The sequence below is a fragment of the Corallococcus sp. AB038B genome, assembly GCF_003668955.1.
Classification (GTDB): domain Bacteria; phylum Myxococcota; class Myxococcia; order Myxococcales; family Myxococcaceae; genus Corallococcus; species Corallococcus exiguus.
The window spans coordinates 1,142,123-1,160,343 of the sequence record NZ_RAWO01000002.1; the positions used below are offsets into that span (position 1 = coordinate 1,142,123).

Annotated in this window: 16 protein-coding genes; 7 read left to right on the top strand and 9 right to left on the bottom strand. The window is 68.6% G+C overall.

All coding sequences use genetic code 11. The features are described 5' to 3' along the window. Positions 1 to 4: 4 nt before the first annotated feature. Positions 5 to 1,381, bottom strand: a complete 1,377-nt coding sequence (locus D7Y04_RS15680) for a sorbosone dehydrogenase family protein (protein WP_121759828.1) — start codon at positions 1,379 to 1,381, stop codon at positions 5 to 7. Between the two features lie 370 nt (positions 1,382 to 1,751). Here D7Y04_RS15680 and D7Y04_RS15685 point away from each other — a divergent pair, with 370 nt between their 5' ends. From D7Y04_RS15685 to D7Y04_RS15695, 3 genes are all read left to right on the top strand, one after another. Further along, positions 1,752 to 2,015 carry a hypothetical protein gene (locus D7Y04_RS15685; protein ID WP_120596801.1) on the top strand — a complete coding sequence of 88 codons (264 nt, stop codon included), beginning with the start codon at positions 1,752 to 1,754 and terminating at the stop codon, positions 2,013 to 2,015. After that, entirely contained in the window at positions 2,012 to 2,803 is a 792-nt protein-coding gene (locus D7Y04_RS15690) for a heme oxygenase (biliverdin-producing) (RefSeq protein WP_120596802.1), read from the top strand. The genes D7Y04_RS15685 and D7Y04_RS15690 overlap by 4 nt, the downstream gene beginning before the upstream one ends. 104 nt (positions 2,804 to 2,907) lie before the next feature. After that, entirely contained in the window at positions 2,908 to 3,258 is a 351-nt protein-coding gene (locus D7Y04_RS15695; RefSeq protein ID WP_233601438.1) for a PilZ domain-containing protein, read from the top strand. Positions 3,259 to 3,264: 6 nt separating this feature from the next. Here the strand turns inward: D7Y04_RS15695 and D7Y04_RS15700 are convergent, their stop codons facing one another. The 5 genes from D7Y04_RS15700 to D7Y04_RS15720 are packed head-to-tail and all read right to left on the bottom strand — an operon-like array spanning position 3,265 to position 11,469. Beyond that, entirely contained in the window at positions 3,265 to 4,230 is a 966-nt protein-coding gene (locus D7Y04_RS15700; protein ID WP_120596804.1) for an aldo/keto reductase, read from the bottom strand. A gap of 35 nt (positions 4,231 to 4,265) precedes the next feature. Continuing rightward, on the bottom strand, positions 4,266 to 6,470 hold the full coding sequence (glgB, locus tag D7Y04_RS15705; protein ID WP_120596805.1) for a 1,4-alpha-glucan branching protein GlgB: 2,205 nt from the start codon (positions 6,468 to 6,470) through the stop codon (positions 4,266 to 4,268). Further along, complete coding sequence (locus tag D7Y04_RS15710; RefSeq protein ID WP_120596806.1) at positions 6,467 to 7,801, bottom strand: phosphotransferase; 1,335 nt, start codon at positions 7,799 to 7,801, stop codon at positions 6,467 to 6,469. The genes glgB and D7Y04_RS15710 overlap by 4 nt, the downstream gene beginning before the upstream one ends. A gap of 6 nt (positions 7,802 to 7,807) precedes the next feature. Beyond that, entirely contained in the window at positions 7,808 to 9,457 is a 1,650-nt protein-coding gene (gene treS, locus D7Y04_RS15715) for a maltose alpha-D-glucosyltransferase (RefSeq protein WP_120596807.1), read from the bottom strand. 17 nt (positions 9,458 to 9,474) lie between these two features. Then, the gene (locus D7Y04_RS15720; RefSeq protein WP_120596808.1) at positions 9,475 to 11,469 is read right to left on the bottom strand and encodes an alpha-1,4-glucan--maltose-1-phosphate maltosyltransferase; all 1,995 of its coding nucleotides are present in this window, start codon (positions 11,467 to 11,469) and stop codon (positions 9,475 to 9,477) included. Positions 11,470 to 11,680: 211 nt separating this feature from the next. Between D7Y04_RS15720 and D7Y04_RS15725 the strand changes: the two genes are divergently transcribed. Together D7Y04_RS15725 and D7Y04_RS15730 are read left to right on the top strand one after the other, a co-directional pair. Beyond that, a complete protein-coding gene (locus tag D7Y04_RS15725) occupies positions 11,681 to 12,286 on the top strand; it encodes a sigma-70 family RNA polymerase sigma factor (RefSeq protein ID WP_121759829.1) in 606 nt (201 codons plus the stop codon). 128 nt (positions 12,287 to 12,414) lie between these two features. Beyond that, a complete protein-coding gene (locus D7Y04_RS15730; protein ID WP_120596810.1) occupies positions 12,415 to 13,008 on the top strand; it encodes a hypothetical protein in 594 nt (197 codons plus the stop codon). 223 nt (positions 13,009 to 13,231) lie between these two features. Here the strand turns inward: D7Y04_RS15730 and D7Y04_RS45650 are convergent, their stop codons facing one another. Next, a complete protein-coding gene (locus D7Y04_RS45650; protein WP_233601439.1) occupies positions 13,232 to 14,575 on the bottom strand; it encodes a GntR family transcriptional regulator in 1,344 nt (447 codons plus the stop codon). A 444-nt stretch (positions 14,576 to 15,019) separates the two neighbouring features. On the opposite strand from D7Y04_RS45650, the gene D7Y04_RS15740 reads away from it, so the two are divergent. Both D7Y04_RS15740 and D7Y04_RS15745 read left to right on the top strand, forming a co-directional pair. Continuing rightward, complete coding sequence (locus D7Y04_RS15740) at positions 15,020 to 15,274, top strand: hypothetical protein (RefSeq protein ID WP_147454614.1); 255 nt, start codon at positions 15,020 to 15,022, stop codon at positions 15,272 to 15,274. A gap of 25 nt (positions 15,275 to 15,299) precedes the next feature. After that, positions 15,300 to 16,007, top strand: a complete 708-nt coding sequence (locus D7Y04_RS15745) for a hypothetical protein (protein ID WP_147454615.1) — start codon at positions 15,300 to 15,302, stop codon at positions 16,005 to 16,007. On the opposite strand, the gene D7Y04_RS15750 is transcribed toward D7Y04_RS15745, so the two are convergent. Both D7Y04_RS15750 and D7Y04_RS15755 read right to left on the bottom strand, forming a co-directional pair. Then, the gene (locus D7Y04_RS15750) at positions 15,976 to 17,526 is read right to left on the bottom strand and encodes a cell wall metabolism sensor histidine kinase WalK (protein WP_120596813.1); all 1,551 of its coding nucleotides are present in this window, start codon (positions 17,524 to 17,526) and stop codon (positions 15,976 to 15,978) included. The two genes, D7Y04_RS15745 and D7Y04_RS15750, sit on opposite strands and share 32 nt — an antisense overlap. Then, complete coding sequence (locus D7Y04_RS15755; RefSeq protein ID WP_120596814.1) at positions 17,523 to 18,197, bottom strand: response regulator transcription factor; 675 nt, start codon at positions 18,195 to 18,197, stop codon at positions 17,523 to 17,525. The genes D7Y04_RS15750 and D7Y04_RS15755 overlap by 4 nt, the downstream gene beginning before the upstream one ends. Positions 18,198 to 18,221: the final 24 nt, after the last annotated feature.

The window sequence follows — 18,221 nt, forward strand, 5'->3', positions numbered from 1 at the left end:
CGGGCTACGGCCGGGCGGTGGGGGCGACGCGGTAGAGAGCACCGGCGGCGTCGTCGCTGACGATGAAGCCGCCGCCCGGGGCCAGGGCCACGTCCACCGGCCGGCCCCACACGCTCAGGTCCGGGCTCTTGAAGCCCGTGACCAGGTCCACCTCCTGCGTGGGCTGGTGCGTGGCCAGGTCCCACGGGAAGACGGTGACCTTGTAGCCGGTCCGCTCCGTGCGGTTCCATGAGCCGTGGTAGGCGACCAGCGCGCCGCGCTTCCACGCCGGGTTGAGCTCCCCATGGTCGAAGAACGTCAGGCCCAGGGGCGCCGAGTGCGCCTGGATGCCCTGGTCCGCCTTGTCCAGCGCGGCGCAGTCCGCCCTGGAGCCGTCCCGGTTCAGGTTGTAGTCGCGGTCCAGGGGCATGTGCTTCAGGCCGCTGGGGGAGTCCGGGTTGGAGTTGCAGAAGGGCCAGCCGTAGTGGCCGCCCTGCCGCACGGAGGTGAGGGCTTCTGGCGGGTGGTTGTCCACGTACTCCGGAATGACCTTGCCGTACTTCCCGGTGCCGTCATCGAACGGGTAGGGCGTGTTGTCGCGGTTGTTGACCGCCACCCACAGCGTGTCGGTGCCCGGCTCCCACGCCAGGCCCTCCGCGTTGCGCAGGCCCCGGGCGAACAGCTCGCGTGAGCCGCCGCTCCAGTCCCACCGGTAGATGGCGCCGCGCAGCGGGTCGCTGGTGGTGTCGCCCAGGCACACGTTGCAGGTGGACGCGATGGCCACGTACACGCGGTGCTGGGAGTCCACCGCCAGGTTCTTGAGCTCGTGGCCGTAGGCGCCGTGCAGCTCCGGGAGGGACGCGTCCGGCAGTCCCGTGACGACCGTTTCCACCACGCCGCGCGTCGTCTCACCGGGCGTCCAGCGCGAGCGCGTGACGCGGTCCTTCTCCGACAGGACGACCCACACCTGTCCGTCGCGCTCGTGGAAGACGATGTCGTGGGGCCGGCCCAGTCCACCCGCCCACTGCGTCACCTCTGGCGCCTGGTCCTGTCGAGGACGCACCTGCATCACCTTGTTCTGGCCGGGAACGGAGACGAGCAGCGTGCCTTCCGGCGAGAACGCGATGAAGCGCGCGCCCGGCACCCGCGCCCAGACCGCTACGGACATGCCTGATGGGATGTTCAGGGAGCGCGGCACGTTGAACGGAGCGCCCCGCATGCCCTCCGGAACCTGGACCTGCGCCGCCTGGAGGTTCCAGGAGACAGGTTGCTGACCCGCGTCCACCACGCCTGAGTCCTGGAGCGAAGGGGAGGGCTCCGGGGCGTTCGTCGAGTTGGACTTGCAGCCGGCCTGGAGGCACGCCAGGCCCAGGAAGGTCGTCAGCACGAGGGGTCGCCGCATGGTCGTCTTTTCCTAACCGCGTTCTCCGACTGAACGCGACCTGAACAAACCTTCAGCCACTTTTCTTGTCGTCCCCAGCACCCCTGAACGGGCCTGAACAAACCTTCAGGGAGTTTCGCGGTGCCAGTAAAGAGTCATGCCTACATGAACAAAAGACCAGGCAGTGATTTCGGGTGAAACATGAATCAAATAAATACAAACATATGGATTTGACTGTGATTGTTGTCTTTGTTTGGCGTATTCCGTGTCTGTCTTTGTGGTGTTGACCGCCGGTCTCCGGATCAGAACGGGGTGGACCGGGCTTGACGGCGGAAGGGCGTTGTGGCTTCATGATTTTGATTTCGATAATCAAAATCATCTGGAGAACGCGATGCTCGGTCAGGGATGCTGCAGGGCGGTGCTGGCGCGAGGCCCGTGCGCTGAAGTGACGCGGTGCAGCTGTGGGCACATCCACCTGGCGGTGGGGCCGGTGACGCTGCGCCTGGAGGAGGACGTCCTGCGCGCGCTGGGCCACACCCTGGTGGAGGCCATCCACCAGTTGGAGATGCCGCACGCGCCCGCGCACGAGGCGGAAGCGCAGGAGCCGGCTCCCGCCGCCGCCCACGGGGCGCCCACCAGCGGGTGGAAGCAGTGAGCACCGTCCGGGGCACGATCCGCTGGGGCGGCTTCGAGCGCTCCGCGAGGGACAAGCGCCTGTCCTCCGCGTCCACGGCCCTCGAGGCCCTCCCGTCCACGCAGCGGCTGTCGCTGCGGCTGGAGGAGGGGACGGGGATCGCTCGGCGCCAGGCGGAGCAGTCCACCTTCCTGGAAGCGCTCTTCCAAGGCTCGTGGAACGGCGGCGTCTATGGCCAGTTCGTGCGGGCGCGGCACTACGTGAACCACCTGCGCCAACTGCACGTCGTCTACGAGGCGCTGGAGTCCGCGCTGCCGGCGCTCAAGGACGGCCCGCTCACGCGCGTGCTGCGGTTGCCGGAGCTGCGGCGGGCCTCCGCGTTGCTGGCGGACCTGGACTGGTTCTGCGGCGACACGCGCACGAAGCCCTTCGCCTGCGCGGAGACGCGGCTGCACGCCGAGCGGATCCGCGAAGTGGCGGCCGAGGCCCCGCACCTGCTCATCGCCCATGCCTGGGCCCGCTGCGTCCAGGACCTCTACACCGCCCCCCAGCGCTCGGAGCTCATCGCGCAGGCGTTCGAGCTGGAGAACGGCCGGGGCACGGCCTTCTACAACGCGGTGTCCGCCGCGGAGCTGCTCGCCTTCCAGAGCCGGCTGGTGGCCCGGCTGGACGAGGTGCCGCTGACGGAGGGCGAGGCCCAGGAGCTGGTCCAGGAGGCTCGGCTGGCCTTCCGCATCCAATCGCTCATCTGCGACGAGCTGGCTCGGGACGCACCGGAGCTGGAGGGGCTGGGCAGTACTCCTGGGTAGGGTTGCCGCGAACCCACGGAGGAGGTGGTCCGACCCACCGGCCCGCCTCCTCGCCTGGGAGGGCGATGTGCCGTTTCGTGACAGGCACGGTAGGATGGCGGAACGTGACACTCCAGATGACCTCTCACATCGATCGCCGCGCCTTCCCCCGCATCCACGCGCCCCTCTATTCGCGCCCCGCGCGCATGAAGGTGGGCGAAAAGAAGCAGGTGCTCGACGTCAGCCTCGGGGGCGCGCGCATCTACTCGGATGATCCGCAGGACGTGGGCTCGCGTCTGGATCTGGAGTTGTTCCTTCCGGACGGCAGCTCGCTGGAATGTACGGCGCGCATCGTCTGGGCCATCAAGTTACCCAAGGACGCCGTGGCCCGCTTCGAGGTGGGCCTGTCCTTCACCGACGTGCCAGAGCCCATCCTGGCACGTCTGAAGACCGTCCTCGTCACGGACGAAGGCTAGACGGCGCTACTTCGAAGACGCGCTGTCCAGCTCGCGCAGGTCGTCCGCTTCCAGCTTCAGGGAGAAGGCCCCGAGCAGCTCCTTCACCTGCGGCACGGACGTGGCGCTGGCGATGGGCGCCACCACGGTAGGTCGCGTCTCGAGCCACGCGAGCGCCACCTGCGACGGCGTGGCACCCCGGCGCTCCGCCACCTTCTTCAACGCGGCGACGACGCCCCAGCCCTGCGCGTTGCCGTACTTCTTGAGCACGTTGCCCGCGCGCGGTGAGGCCGGTGCCGGCTGTCCCTCCTGGTACTTGCCGGTGAGGAAGCCCGCGGCGAGCCCGAAGTAGGGCGCCACGGCCAGGCCTTCCTTCTCACTCACCTGTTGGAGCGCGCCCTCGAACTTCGGGCGCTCCACCAGGTTGTACTCCGGTTGAATCACTTGGTAGCGCGCGAGCCCCAGCCGCTTCTGCGTGTCCAGGGCCTCCTGTGCGCGCTCCGCGGTGTGGTTGCTCAGGCCCAGCGCCTTCACCTTGCCCGCCTTCACCAGCGCGTCGAAAGCGCGGAGCGTCTCCTCGAAGGGCGTGTTCGGGTCGTCGTAGTGCGCGTAGTACAGGTCGATGCGCTCCACGCCCAGCCGGCGCAGGGACGCGTCCACGCTCTTCTCGATGTGCTCGCGCGTGAGGCCCTTGCCCAGCGCCGTCTCCGCGCCGACCTTCGTGGCCACCACCAGGCGGTCCTTCGCCTTGCGCGAGGCAATCCACTTGCCCAGCACCGTCTCCGACTCGCCGCCCACGTGGCCGGGGATCCACCGCGAGTACACGTCCGCGGTGTCCACGAAGTTGCCGCCGCCCTCCACGAACGCGTCGAGCACGGCGAACGAGGTCGCCTCGTCCGCCGTCCAGCCGAAGACGTTCCCGCCCAGACACAGCGGGAACACCTCCAGGCCCGTCGTTCCCAGCTTCCGCTTCGCCGCTGCTCCTGCCGCCATGCCCCAGGTCCTTTCCGTGAGGCCGGGGCTTGCTGCTACCCCGGCGTGAACCACACCACCGACAACGGGGGCAGGGTGAGCGTCGCGGACGCGGGCTGGCCGTCCCAGCCCGTGGGCTCCGTGTGCACCTGGCCCCGGTTGCCCATGCCACTGCCGCCGTACTCCCCGGCGTCGGTGTTGACCAGCTCCACATAACGGCCGTGGAGCGGGAAGCCCACGCGATAATCCTCGCGAGGCACCGGCGACATGTTGGCCACGCACACCACGTGACGGCCGGGCGTGCGCGAGCGGCGCACGAAGGCCAACACGTTCGCCGCGGACGCGTCCGGCTGCAGCCACTGGAAGCCGATGGGCTCACTGTCCGAGTCGTACAGCGCGGGCAGGTCTCGGTAGATGCGATTCAGGTCGCCCACCAGGTTCTGGATGCCCTTGTGGCCCGGGTCATTGAGCAGGTGCCAGTCCAGGCTCTTGTCGTGGTTCCACTCCGCCGGCTGGCCGAACTCGCCGCCCATGAAGAGCAGCTTCTTGCCCGGGTGGGCCCACATCCACGCGAACAGCGCGCGCAGGTTGGCGCGCTTCTGCCACGCGTCGCCCGGCATGCGCCCGTAGAGGCTGCCCTTGCCGTGCACCACCTCGTCGTGGCTCAGCGGCAGCATGAAGTGCTCGCTAAACGCGTACAGCAGGCCGAAGGTGAGCTGGTTGTGGTGGAACTGCCGGTAGACGGCGTCCTTGGAGAAGTACGACAGCGTGTCGTGCATCCAGCCCATGTTCCACTTGAAGTGGAAGCCCAGGCCGCCCTCGCTGACGGGCTGAGACACCTTGGGCCACGCGGTGGACTCCTCCGCGATGACGACCACGCCCGGGTGCTTGCGGCGGATGGTGTCGTTGAGCTCGCGCAGGAACTGGATGGCTTCTTCGTTCTCGCGGCCGCCCCAGCGATTGGGGACCCACTCGCCGTGCTTCCGGCTGTAGTCCAGGTAGAGCATGGAGGCCACCGCGTCCACGCGCAGCCCGTCGATGTGGTACTCCTCCAGCCAGAACAGCGCGTTGGCGATGAGGAAGTTGCGCACCTCGTTGCGGCCGAAGTTGAAGACGAGCGTGCCCCAGTCCGGCTGCGAACCCTGGCGTGGATCCGAGTGCTCGTAGAGGGACGTGCCGTCGAACTGGCCCAGCGCATGACTGTCGCGCGGGAAGTGGCCCGGCACCCAGTCCACGATGACGCCGATGCCCTCCTGGTGCAGGTAGTCCACCAGGTAGCGGAAGTCGTCCGGGTGGCCGAAGCGCGAGGTGGGCGCGTAGTAGCCACCGACCTGGTAGCCCCAGGAGCCGCCGTAGGGGTGCTCGGACACGGGCAGCAGCTCCACGTGCGTGAAGCCCAGCTCCTTCGCGTAGCGAGACAGCTCCGGCGCCAGCTCGCGATACGTCATGGGCCGGTCGCCGTCCTCCACCACGCGGCGCCAGCTGCCCAGGTGGACCTCGTACACGCTCCACGGGTGCTGGGCCGCGTCCACGTGCTTCTCACGCGTTTCCAGCCACGCGCTGTCGCCCCAGGTGTAGCGCTGCAGGTCGTGCACCACGGACGCGGTGGCGGGCGGCGTCTCCGTGCGGAAGGCGAAGGGGTCCGCCTTGAGCAGCGCGCCGCCGCCGTGGCCGGGCCGGATTTCGAACTTGTAGCGGGTGCCCTCGCCGACCTCCGGGATGAACAGCTCCCAGATGCCGGAGGACCCCATGCGCCGCATGGCGTGCAGGCGGCCGTCCCAGCCGTTGAAGTCACCCACGACGGACACGCCCCGGGCGGTGGGGGCCCAGACGGCGAACGACGTGCCCTTCACGCCGTTGTGGTGGATGAGGTGCGCGCCCATGCGCTCCCAGAGCCGCTCGTGGCGGCCCTCGCCGGCGAAGTACAGGTCCATCTCCCCGATGGTGGGCAGGAAGCTGTACGGGTCGCGCAGCGTGAAGACCTTCTTGCCCGGGTACTCCACCTCCAGCAGGTAGCTGAAGGGCTCCGTGCGGCCGTTGATGCGCGCCTCGAAGACGCCGCCGGTGCGGTGCTGCATGGGCACCTTGCCGCCGAACTCCGGCAGGACGTGGATGGCCACGGCCTCCGGGCGGTAGGCGCGCACCACCACCGCGTCGCCGTCCGGGTGGACGCCCAACATGGAGTGGGGCTCCGGGTGGCGCAGCTCCACCACGCGTTGCAGCTCCGCGTCCACCTGTGCTCTGTCCGCAGGCTTCCTCACTGGGCATCCTCCATCCGCAACAGGGCCTCGACGGGGATGCGCACCCAGTCCGGCCGGTTGGCGAGTTCGTAGCGCACTTCGTACAACAGCTTCTCCAGTTCGAAGGCGCGCAACATCACGTTGAAGGCTTCATCGCTGTCGGGCAGGAAGGGGGCGCCGCGCGTCGCCTGGCGGTAGCCCTCCAGGAAAGCGTCGCGGGTGGGGCCCACGCGCCCGCGCGGCTGGCCGCCCTCCAGCGACACGGTGGCCTCCGCGTAGTCGAACGAGCGGATCATCCCCGCCACGTCGCGCAGCGCGCTGTACTTCTCACGGCGCGCGGTGAAGGAGCGGGACGGCTCGCCCTCGAAGTCGAAGAACAGCCACTGGCCCTCCGAGCGCAGCACCTGGCCCAGGTGCAGGTCGCCGTGGATGCGGATCTTCTGGCCGGAGGGCGCCACCTGCGCCAGCCGCTTCGCGTACGCGATGAGGCCGTCGCGTTTGTTCTCCAGGTCCGCGTGCAGCCGGCCGGCGTCCGCCAGCGTCACGCCCAGCTCGCCCACGATGGACGCGCTCCAGCGCTGCAGGTCCTCCTGGAGCAGCGGCTCCGGGGAGAACGCCAGGTCCTCCGGCTCCGCGGAGGCGAAGGCCTTGTGCAGCTCTCCCAGCCGCGCGCCCAAATCGCGCATGTCCCCGAGGAAGCGCTCGCTCAGCGCCTTCTCCTGGCGCAACCGCTCCAGCGTGTACTTCCAGCCGTCCACGGCGTCAGGCACGAAGCGGTGCGCCAGCGCGAGTGTCGCGCCCGCGGGGCCCTCCAGGTTCAGCGCGCCCACCAGCTGCGGCGTCGCGCGGAAGGACGTCTTCGTCGCGAGGAATCGGCCCACCTCGTATTCAGGGTTCACGCCGGCCTCCAGCTTGCGGATGACCTTGACGATGACCCGCTCGCCCAGCACCAGCGAGGTGTTGCTCTGCTCCACGTTGAGCCGGCGCACGGAGAGCGGATCCGGCAGCGCCACGCCGCTGTCCGTGGAGGCGATCCATTCACCCACCACGCGGCCGGAGCCGGACACCACCTGCCGGCCCTCGCGCGCGAGGTTGAAGACGGCGCGCACGCAGTCGTCGTCCTCCAGCGCGCTCACCAGTCCGTCGGCCGTGTGCCGGACCTGGAGCTGGTAGCGCTCCGGATTCCCCAGCTCGTAGACGACTTCGATGATGGCCAGGGTGAAGGAACACGTGCCCAGGTCCATGTTCACGTGGTCCGCCACGCTGACACTTTTGATGGGCCACGCCTTTCCGGCGAACCAACGTTGGGCCTTGAGGAAGTCTGGCAGCTTGGTCAGGTCCAGGGGGGTCACGCGGGGTTACTCCTTCGCCTGCAGCGGCTTATCCAACCGGAACCACAGGAACATGTAAGGCCCCATCGACAGCTGATAGGGCAGGTCGCTGATGCGGGGGAACGGCGTCTCTCCAATCAATTCCACGGGGATGCTGCCTTCGAACTCGCGCAGGTCCAGCACGCCCGGCTGCGCGAAGCGCGACAGGTTGCACACGACGAGCACCGTCTGGCCCTCCCACTCCCGCACGAAGGCCAGCACCTTGCGGTTCTCCGTGGTGAGGAAGCGCAAGGTGCCCATGGCGAACACGGGGTAGCGCTGGCGGATGCCAATCATCCGCTTCACCCACTGGAGCAGGCTGGACTTCTGCCGCTCCTGGGCCTCCACGTTGATGGACTGATAGCCGTAGACGGGATCCGCGATGACGGGCGCGAAGAGGCGCGCGTAGTCCGCGCGGCTGAAGCCCGCGTTGCGGTCACCGGTCCACTGCATGGGCGTGCGCACGCCGTTGCGGTCGCCCAGGTAGATGTTGTCGCCCATGCCGATCTCGTCCCCGTAGTAGAGGACCGGCGTGCCGGGCAGGGTGAAGAGCAGGCTGTGCATCAGTTCGATGCGGCGCCGGCCGTTGTCCATCAGCGGCGCCAACCTGCGGCGGATGCCCAGGTTGATGCGCATGCGCGGGTCGGTGGCGTACTCCCGGTACATGTAGTCCCGGTCCTCGTCCGTCACCATCTCCAGCGTCAGCTCATCGTGGTTGCGCAGGAAGATGGCCCACTGACAGGACTCCGGGATGTCCGGCGTCTGCTGCATGATTTCCACGATGGGCGTGCGGTCCTCGCGGCGCACCGCCATGAAGAGGCGGGGCATCACCGGGAAGTGGAAGCCCATGTGGAACTCGTCGCCCTCGCCAAAGTACACGCGCACGTCGGCGGGCCACTGGTTCGCCTCCGCGAGCAGCACCTTGTTCTGGTACTCGGAGTCGATCGTCTTGCGCAACTTCTTCAAGAACGCGTGCGTCTCCGGGAGGTTCTCGCAGTTGGTGCCCTCGCGCTCGAAGAGGTAGGGCACTGCGTCGCAGCGGAACCCGTCCACGCCCATGTTGAGCCAGAAGCGCATGACGTCCAGCATGGCTTCCTGCACTTCGGGGTTGTCGTAGTTCAGGTCCGGCTGGTGGCTGAAGAAGCGGTGCCAGAAGTACTGCTTGGCCACCGGATCCCACGTCCAGTTGGAGCGCTCCGTGTCGGTGAAGATGATGCGCGCGCCCTTGTAGGACTCGTCCGTGTCGCTCCAGACGTACCAGTTGCGCTTGGGGCTCTTGGGGTCCCTGCGCGCCTCCTGGAACCAGGGGTGCTGGTCGCTGGTGTGGTTCACCACCAGCTCGATGATGATGCGCAGCCCGCGCTTGTGGGCTTCCTCCACCAGCCGCTGGAAGTCCGCCAGCGTGCCGTAGTCCGGGTGGATGCCGTAGTAGTCCGCGATGTCGTAGCCGTCGTCGCGCAGCGGAGACGGGTAGTGCGGCAGGAGCCACAGGCAGTCCACGCCCAGGTCCTGGAGGTACGGCAGCTTTTCAATCAGGCCCGGGATGTCCCCGTGGCCGTCCCCGTTCGAGTCATGGAATGCGCGGATGTGCAGCTCGTAGATGAGCGCTTTTTTGTACCAAAGCGGATCCAGGTCCATACGCCTCTCGGAGGGAGTCACTCGAAGTAGTCGAACGCGTGTTCGGTGCGGCGGTAGCGGTACACGGCCCAGATGGCCGCGGGTTGTTCGGGCGTCAGGCGCACCTGCACGTCCGGGCCCTGCCAGAGCGAGCGCTGATCAGCCATCAGCTCCTGCACCTGATAGGTCTCCTCCGCGGTGACGCCCAGCCATTCCATGGGCACGCGGAGCAGGGCTTCCTGTGGCGCATACGGATCCAGGCTCACCGCCACCAGCACCGTGCTGAGGCCGTCCGGTGAGCGCTTGCCGTAGAAGAGGACGCGGTCGTTGTCGGACTCGAAGAACCGCAGCGCCTGGTAGTGCTGGAGCGCGGGGTGCGCCTTACGGATGGCGTTGAGCCTGGAAATCCATCCGGAGATGTTGCCCGGCCGGTCCCAGTCCCAGGCGACGAGCTGGTACTTCTCCGAGTCCAGGTACTCCTCCTTGCCCGGCACGGGGCGGCCCTCGCACAGCTCGTAGCCCGAGTACATGCCCCACACGGACGACAGCGTGGAGGCCAGCGCCACGCGCACGCGGAAGGCGCCGGGCCCCGCGTTCTGGAGGTTCTCCGGGAGGATGTCCGGCGTGTTGGGCCAGAGGTTGCCGCGGAAGTAGTCCGCCACGGGCGGCTGGGTGATCTCCTCCAGGTACGTGCGCAGCTCGTCCTTGAAGAGGCGCCAGGTGAAGTACGTGTACGACTGGGTGAAGCCCACCTTGCCCAGGGCCTTCATCACCTTGGGGCGGGTGAAGGCCTCGGACAGGAAGAGCACGTCCGGGTGCAGGTCCTGCACTTCCCGGATGAGCCAGTGCCAGAACTGCATGGGCTTGGTGTGCGGGTTGTCCACGCGGAAGGTCCGCACGCCATTGTCCACCCAGTGCAGGACGACGGACTTGAGCTCCTTCCAGAGGGCATCCCGAGCGGGGCCCATCCAGTCGAAGTTGACGATGTCCTCGTAGCGCTTGGGCGGGTTCTCCGCCGTCTTGATGGTGCCGTCCGGGCGGTGCTGGAACCACTCCGGATGCTCCTTCACGTACGGGTGGTCCGGGGAGCACTGGAAGGCCAGGTCCAGCGCCACTTCAATGCCGTGCGCCTTCGCCGCGTCCACGAACGCGCGGAAGTCCTGCAGCGTGCCCAGCTCCGGGTGCACGGCCTTGTGGCCGCCCTCCGTGGCGCCAATGGCCCACGGGCTGCCCACGTCACCGGGCTCCGCGCGCAGGCTGTTGTTCTTGCCCTTGCGAGCGGTGCGCCCGATGGGGTGGATGGGCGGCAGGTAGACGGTGTCGAAGCCGAGCTTCTGGATGTACGGCAGCCAGGCCTGCGCGTCCTTGAAGGTGCCGTGCGTCTTGCCGTCGCGCTTCGCGGAGCGGGGGAAGAATTCGTACCAGGCGGCGTTGCGCGCCTTCTCCCGGTCCACGAACACCTCCAGCACCTTGTCGTACTTGCTGGCGAGCGTGCGGTCCGGATGCCGTGACGCGGCGTCCGCCAGCTCGGAAGACAGCGCGGCGAGGAGGTGGTCCGGCGTGGGCGGCGTGCGCAGGCGGGCCCCTGCCTCGGCGAGCAGCCGGTGGTCCTCCGCGGACTTGCCCTTGGCGCGAGCGGCGGCGCCTTCCAGCAGGGCAGCGCCCTCCAGCAGCTCGCTCTTCACGTCACGGCCGGCGTCCACCTTGCGCTTCAGCTCGTGCGCCCACGTGCGGAAGAGATCCGGCCAGGCTTCAATCGTGAATTCGTAGCGGCCGTTCTTCGCGAGCGGGATGGAGCCTTCCCAGGCGTCGTTGTTCTTGAAGGCGAGAGGGACCTCAGCCCAGTCCGTCTTCTGGGCAGCAGGGGTGACCTGGCGCCAGCGGGCGACGGCCACGAGGACGTCGTGGCCCTCCTTGAAGATGTCCGCCCGGACGGTGAGGCTCTCCCCGGCGACGCGCTTGATGGCGTAGCGCCCCGCGTCCAGCTCTGGCTGGACGTTCTCGATGAACACGCTTCCGAGTCGTTCGGTCATATCGGCTGGCGGCCCCTTATAGGACTCTGAGTCAGTGGCTCCAGGCGGCATTGCGCGGGTGTTGATGATTGAAGATGGCTGCCGCCTGGTCGCGTTGGCCTGTCAACGTTAGGAACGGAGGGAGCGGTCGCCCAGCCCGAGGAACTGGGTAGACGGGCTCCGATAGTTGAAGCTGGGATCCGCCCCTCCGGTTGCGGTATCCGGGACGAACATGGCGCCCAACGACTCCGCTGCTCAGCAAGCGAGTGACCAGTCGGCCGACCGCGACCTGCTGAAGCAGGTGGCACTCGGCAGCGCCGCGGCCATGCGAGATGTCTACGCGAGGTGTTCCGCGCGGGCGTTCGCCATCGGGGTCAGGCTGTTGCCTACGCGGGCGGACGCGGAAGAGGTGCTGCAGGAGACCTTCCTGGAGGTCTGGCGGCGCGCGCGCGAGTTCGACCCGGCGCGCGGCGGACTGGAGACGTGGGTCACGACCATCGCGCGCACGCGGTCCATCGACCGGCTGCGTTCGCTGGGCACGGTGTCGCGGATGGTGGATGGGGTGGCGCAGCAGCCGCCCCCGGTGAGCGCGACGCCGCCGTCACCGGATGACTCCGCCTCCGCGGCGCAGGACCAGGCGCGGGTGCGGGCGGCGATGGCGCAGTTGCCGCCGGAGCAGCGCGAGGTGGTGCTGCTCGGGTGTTTCGACGGGCTGTCCCAGAGTGAGATCGCGAAGAAGACGGGCCAGCCGCTGGGGACGGTGAAGACGCGTGCGCGGCTGGCGCTGGAGAAGCTGGCGGTGCTGCTGGACGCGCCGCCGGCGAGCGCGTCCGGCTGAGTGCAGGACAGCAGCCCTGTTCCGCGGGGACGGGCGGTGGGGCAGGCCCCGGCCGCGTCCTCCTTGCCGCTGTCGGCTGGGGCCCCAAACGTTGCGACTGTTTGGCGAACCCGAGGGAGGGGGCGGACATGCGCAAGATGCGGGAGACGGGGACGGCGTTGATGAACGCGCGGGAGATGCGGCTGGTGCTGGCCAGTGCGCCGCGCAACCTGATGGAGCTGTCCCGGCGCGAGCTGATGGGGATGGTGCGGCGCGCGCGCGGCATGGTGGACCAGTACGAGAAGCTGGCGCGCCGGCTGCGCCGTGAGGCGATGCGCGTCCCCATGGGGAGCCGTGTGATCGGCGGGCGCATGGACACGCGGCGCAAGGCGGCCCTGTTCCGCAAGGCGCTGACGCGCTTCGAGTCGCAGCTTCGGCGGATGGAGATGGTGCCAGCGCGCAAGGCGAGGCCAACAATGCGCAAACGGCCGGCAGTGAAGAGAACGCTGCGGCCCGCGGCCCGTGCCACGGCGCAGCGCAAGAAGGCGGTGGTGGCGAAGAAGGCAATGCGGCCCGCGGGCTATGCGCGCCGGGGCCCGGTGAAGGCACGAGCGCACAAGGCGCGGCGCTTGCCGGCGGTGAAGGCACGGGCGCACAAGGCGCGGCGCATGCCGGCGATGAAGGCGCAGGCGCACCGGACCGTGAAGGGGCGGACGCCAGCGCGCCGGGCCGCGACGCGGTAGCGGATTTCGGGGGAGGGAAGCCGGGTCGCGTCCAGCTCGTGGCCTGGCGAGGGGGAGGGGAGCTGGACTGTGTCCGCCCCGCATTGGGGCGGACACGGTGGGCGTGAGCGGAGCCCATCGCCAGAAGGTCGCCGACAATACTGGCGCGAAAGTCCGGAGCGAGCGGAGGAGTCCAGGTCCCACCGGCACCAGCGTTCCAAATCAAGGGCCGGCGTACGGAGCTTCATGTGCGAGAGCGGACGCGAAGGGCCTTCGCCGCACACGACGCAGAATCGTCCTGCACGGAGGCTGCCGCGGAGGCGCCGTCACCGCGTTTCTCGGCGTGGAGGTGGAGCTCCGTCGCTTCGTCATGTGCGGGAGCTGATGAGAAGGCGCTGGCACCACGCTCGTCGCCGCGGAGGTGCGGCTGTGACGCTTCGTCATGTGCAACGGCTGATGCGAAATCGGCGGCGCTATGTTTTTCGTCGCGGTGGTGCAGCTCCGGCGCTTCGTCATGTGCAACGGCTGATGCGGAATCGGCGGCGCTATGTTTTTCGTCGCGGTGGTGCAGCTCCGGCGCTTCGCCCTGCGCGATAGTTGATGCGGAGGTACCGGCGCCACGCTCCTCAAGAGAGGGGCGTACCTCCAGAGCGTCGTCTTGCGTGGTGGCTGACCTGGAGGTGTCGGCGCCATGCTCCTCGACACAGGGGAGTGCCTCCTGCGCAACAGCTTGCGCGGTGGTTTGCGCGGAATCGCCAGCGCCACGTTCATCGACGCCAGGGCGTGCCTTCGACTCATCGGCCAGGCCGCTGGCCTGTGCGGGCACACCAATGAGTTCCTCCTGGGCGGATGGGGCCTCGGGGGACGCAGGTTCCTGGGGCGCAGGGGCGAATGCGTTCAGCACGCGCTCATCGCGAGCCTTCAGCAGTGCTGGCAGTTCATGCTGAAGGGCCTGCACGTCGCGCTCGTGCAGGATTTCGCTCACGCAGATGGCCCACTCGCGCAGCGCCTCTCCGCCCATGAGCGGCAGCAGTTGGGCGGCTCCTCCCAGGAAGGCCCGCTGCAGGGACTGAACGAGGAGCACGTGCCCCGGACGCGCCGCTACCCGTGCCGCATGCCGCAGCAACTCGAATTCCGCCTGCGCGCAGGTTTCCCCCGACTCCCAGCGCGCCGCGTCCTGGAGCTGGAAGCACGTGCTCCCCAGCCGGTCCAGGTCAAGGTCCGAGGCCCTCGCGCAGCAGTCGGCCAGAAGCTCCAACAGCACCTGCCGCTTGAGGCTGAAGTAGCCCTCCAGAAGCCACCGGGCATCCGGGTTGCTCGCGTCATGCAGCGCCAGGCCCAGATTCTCCAGCGTCAGCGACTCATCCAACGCCACCGCGCGCGTCTTGCGTCCAGGGCGCTGCACCACCAGGCCCCGGGCGGCCAGCCGCCGCAGCGCCTCGCGGATGGTGCCCCGGCACACCTCATAGCGGCGCGCCAGCTTCGCTTCGGAGCCGAATTGCCCGCTCGGATGCAGCAGCCCCAGCGCGATATCGCGCTCGATTTGCGCCTCCACATAGGCCACGAGTCCTCGCCGTTCCATCCCCATCCCCTTCCTCGTCCCAGCATCGCCATCCAACCACAGGGGTCTGACATGGACGTGCGGGTCCACCCTCCGCGTCGCTTGCCGGGCCAGCGCGCCCCCGGGCCGCATGGGCTGAAAACTTGTCCGACAGTCGGACAGGTTTTGAGGCAACCGGTCCCGGGCGGGCGACCCTGTGCGTGCACCATCTTGGTATCCGCGCGCGCATGACGTTGTGCCCACTGACGGGCCGGCGCGGCCTGGGGCCCATGCGGCGGAAGCTTGTCCGACTGTCGGACAGGTTTTGAGGGAGCCGGCCCCGGGCGGGCGCCTCTGTCCGTGGCTCACCTTCGTGTACGCGCATGCACGACGCCGCGGGCCCACGGCCGCAGTCCGTGAGTCAGGCTCCGGGTGGAATGCTTCGGGGCGTGGGATTTGCTGGAGCCCCGGCTGGCCGAGGCGAGGTCGCGGGTGGACTTTCCCTTGTGGTTCGCGCCGCTCGCTTCGGCGGTGGTGGCGTGCCGCGAGGGACGCTGGGCCGAGGCTCGCGAGCTGCTGGCCGATGCAGCGCTGGAGAATCTCAACGGACCGCTGCGCGGACTGCGGAATGTGCTGGAGGTATGGTGCGTGGAGCAGATCACTGGGGAGGCGCGGCCAGTGGACGCCATCGCTCTTTTCGGGGAAGCGTCACAGGACTCGCTCGAGGCCGCGTTGCCGGAGCCGTGAACTACGTGGTGAAAAGGTCATCTTGATGGGCACTTGGGAACGCGGGCTTCCATCATTGACGCAGGTTTCGACTCCCAGCCTGGCTCCCCTGCGCGAGGTCGGGAGCGCGACGTTCTCGCTGTCGGTGGACCAACTGGGGACTCCGAACTTCGAAGGGAAGGACGTGGAGGCTTCCATCAAAACGTGGTGGCTCGAGGCGCAGTGCGGTCTGGAGTTCGTCCTGTCGCAGGACTTCCGCACCGGGAACGCCAGGGGCATCGCGGAAGAAACAGCGGAGTTCGAGCATGTCCTCGCGCACCTTTCCTTTTCCGCGGAAGAGCCCTTCCAAATGGGGCCCTCCTCCGAGGAGCGGACGCGGCGCGATGGGCATGGCGGCTGGCGCGTCCTTCGGATCGACACGCATGGTGGCACGTTCGAGGTGACAAGCTTCTCACGCGAGCGATCCGCTCGTTGCTTCGCGAACCTCCTGGAGCATCGCGGACACAAGCAGGGCTATTTCGTCGAGCCCCAGCACCCGCTGCCTCCTCTTCCGTCCCGAGGCCCAGACCCCATGCATTGGGTCCTGCTGCGCCAGGACGAGAACGGCGTGCGATATGAGATCGCGCGAGAGCCCTGGCGTTCGCAGCTGGAGTGGCTGGCGGAGCAGTCCAACAAGGAGCCTCGCCACAAGCAGTTCTGGTTCGTTGAGAGCCTGCCTTGTGTCACGCTGGCGGCGACATCAGCGGACCGGTGAAGGTGACCTCCAGACCTCCGTATTCCGAGGGGGCCAGGGTCATCTTCCAGCCGTGCAGTTCCACCACGTTGTGCACGATGTGCAGGCCCAGGCCCTGGCCTTGCGGCTCTCGTGTTCGTGCCACGTTGCCGCGGAAGCGGCGCTCCAGGATCCTGGACCTTTCCTCCTCGGAGATACCCGGTCCGTCGTCGATGACCCGCAGGTGGAAGGTCTGCTGGCGCGTCGTTTCCAGCACCACCGCCACGTGGCCGTCCTCGCGGCCGTAACGGATGCTGTTGAGCACCACGTTGCTGACCGCCTGCTCCAGCAAGGTCTCGTCGCCCATCACCCAGGTTTGCGTCGCCGGGACTCCACTCTCCAGTGCGATGCGCTGTGGCCTCGCGATGGGCTGGTGCCGGCCCAGCACCCGTGACACCAACGCGTTCAGGTCCACCGGTGCGTGCTGTACCTGCGGTGCTCCCGCTTCCAGCCTCGCCGCCGCTCCCAGGTTGTGCACCAGCGAGGCCATGTAGTGCGCCTCGCTCATCGCGGACAACATCAGCCCCGACTCCAGTGGTTCGCCTGCTCGCATCCGTTGCTGCATCGCGGCCAGGTGCCCCTGCAACACCGTGAGCGGCGTCATCACGTCGTGCGTCGTGTTCGCCAGGAAGTCTCGCAGCGTCTGCTCGCGCGCTTGCTGGTGCGCCATCTGCGCCTGGATCTCCGCTCGGGCCTGCTGGAAGGCTCGGGCCAGTTCCGCGATCTCGTCGGTGCCGTTCACCGTCACGGGCTGCTCGTAGCGGCTGCCTGATGAGGCTCGCACCTCGTCCGTCAGCCGGCGCAGGCGCTGCACCACCGGCCCCAGCGCCACCACCATCGCGGACAGGAGGATGAGTGTGGGCACTCCCCAGACGTACAGCGGCGGCAGCCCCACCTCTGGCGACTCCGCGGGCTCCACCCGACGCGCGAGCACGTATTCGCAGGGGCCTCCATCCCAGGGCATGCGCAACAGCAGGTCTTGCACCAGCGCGCCGTCCGCCTTCGAGTAGCGGCGCACGCCCACTCCGTCGTCCTGCACGCCCTTGCGCAGGTCGTCGTCCAGCGCCGGTGCCTGCGGGTTTCGCGAAACGAACTGTCCGTCGAACGGATAAAGGCTCACCGGCGGCAGGCGCCGCCCCAGCGGTCCCCGGGCGCCCGGGCGCGGTGGACCTTCGTCCCCGGGCCTGGGGCCTCCCGACGCGGGACCATTGCCTGATGGCTCGTTTGGCGCGACCGTGCCGGAGAGCGGGCCTCCGTTGCCGTCGGGCAGGCCTTCGCGCTCCCACGGCGGACGCTGCGGTGGACGGGAGCGGACCATCCAGGTCTCGGGTGTGGCCTCGCAGCGCTCTCGCCCCCCGGACTGCATCTGCGACAACGTGGACGCGATGATGACTTCGTCCGTCGTGCGGCGGCGCACCGAGTGCTCCACCTGAACCAGCGCGAACACCGCGGGCACTGTCACCGCCACCGCCGTGAGCGCCAGCCGCAACCGCAGCTTCACGCATCCTCCCCGGGCACCAGACGGTAGCCCACGCCCCAAACCGTCTCCACGCACTTCACCGGACCCAGCTTGCGCCGCAGCCGCGACACGTGGACGTCCAGCGTGCGCTCCGTGCCCTCACGCTCCGGATCCAACACGTGCTCCACCAGCCACTGCCGTGTCACCGCCTCCTGGGGCCTGCGCGCCAGCGCCGCGAGCAACTCGAACTCCACCCGCGTGAGCTCCACCGGCCGCCCCTGCACCTGCACCGTGTGCCCCTGCAGGTCGATGCGCAGCGGGCCCACCTCCACCACCGCCTGCTCCTTCTGCAACGTGGGCCGGCGCAGGCGCGCTCGCACGCGCTCCACCAGTTCCTCCGGCCAGAAGGGCTTCGTCATGTAGTCGTCCGCGCCCAGCTTCAGCGCCCGGACCTTGTCCAGCGTGTCGTTGCGCGCGCTCAGGATGAGCACCGGGACCTCCGAGAAGGTCCTCAGTGCCTTGAGCATGTCCAGGCCGTAGGTGCCCGGCAGCATCAGGTCCAACACCACGAGGCTCACGTCCGGCAGGTCGCCGGACACCAGCAGCCGGCCCTCGCGCCACCACACGGGATCGAAGCCCGCGCCGCGCAGGTGCCCGACAATCTGGGACCCGAGCTGGTCGTCATCCTCCACCAGCAGGATGCGGTCGCCCATGCGCCATGCCTCCCTTCGGACACA

Coding starts and splice junctions, on each gene's coding strand:
- D7Y04_RS45650 (WP_233601439.1), bottom strand. CDS start 14,575: ATGGGGATGGAACGGCGAGGACTCGTGGCCTATGTGGAGGCGCAAATC.
- D7Y04_RS15725 (WP_121759829.1), top strand. CDS start 11,681: ATGGCGCCCAACGACTCCGCTGCTCAGCAAGCGAGTGACCAGTCGGCC.
- D7Y04_RS15755 (WP_120596814.1), bottom strand. CDS start 18,197: ATGGGCGACCGCATCCTGCTGGTGGAGGATGACGACCAGCTCGGGTCC.
- treS (WP_120596807.1), bottom strand. CDS start 9,457: ATGGACCTGGATCCGCTTTGGTACAAAAAAGCGCTCATCTACGAGCTG.
- D7Y04_RS15730 (WP_120596810.1), top strand. CDS start 12,415: ATGCGCAAGATGCGGGAGACGGGGACGGCGTTGATGAACGCGCGGGAG.
- D7Y04_RS15680 (WP_121759828.1), bottom strand. CDS start 1,381: ATGCGGCGACCCCTCGTGCTGACGACCTTCCTGGGCCTGGCGTGCCTC.
- D7Y04_RS15720 (WP_120596808.1), bottom strand. CDS start 11,469: ATGACCGAACGACTCGGAAGCGTGTTCATCGAGAACGTCCAGCCAGAG.
- D7Y04_RS15685 (WP_120596801.1), top strand. CDS start 1,752: ATGCTCGGTCAGGGATGCTGCAGGGCGGTGCTGGCGCGAGGCCCGTGC.
- D7Y04_RS15700 (WP_120596804.1), bottom strand. CDS start 4,230: ATGGCGGCAGGAGCAGCGGCGAAGCGGAAGCTGGGAACGACGGGCCTG.
- D7Y04_RS15745 (WP_147454615.1), top strand. CDS start 15,300: ATGGGCACTTGGGAACGCGGGCTTCCATCATTGACGCAGGTTTCGACT.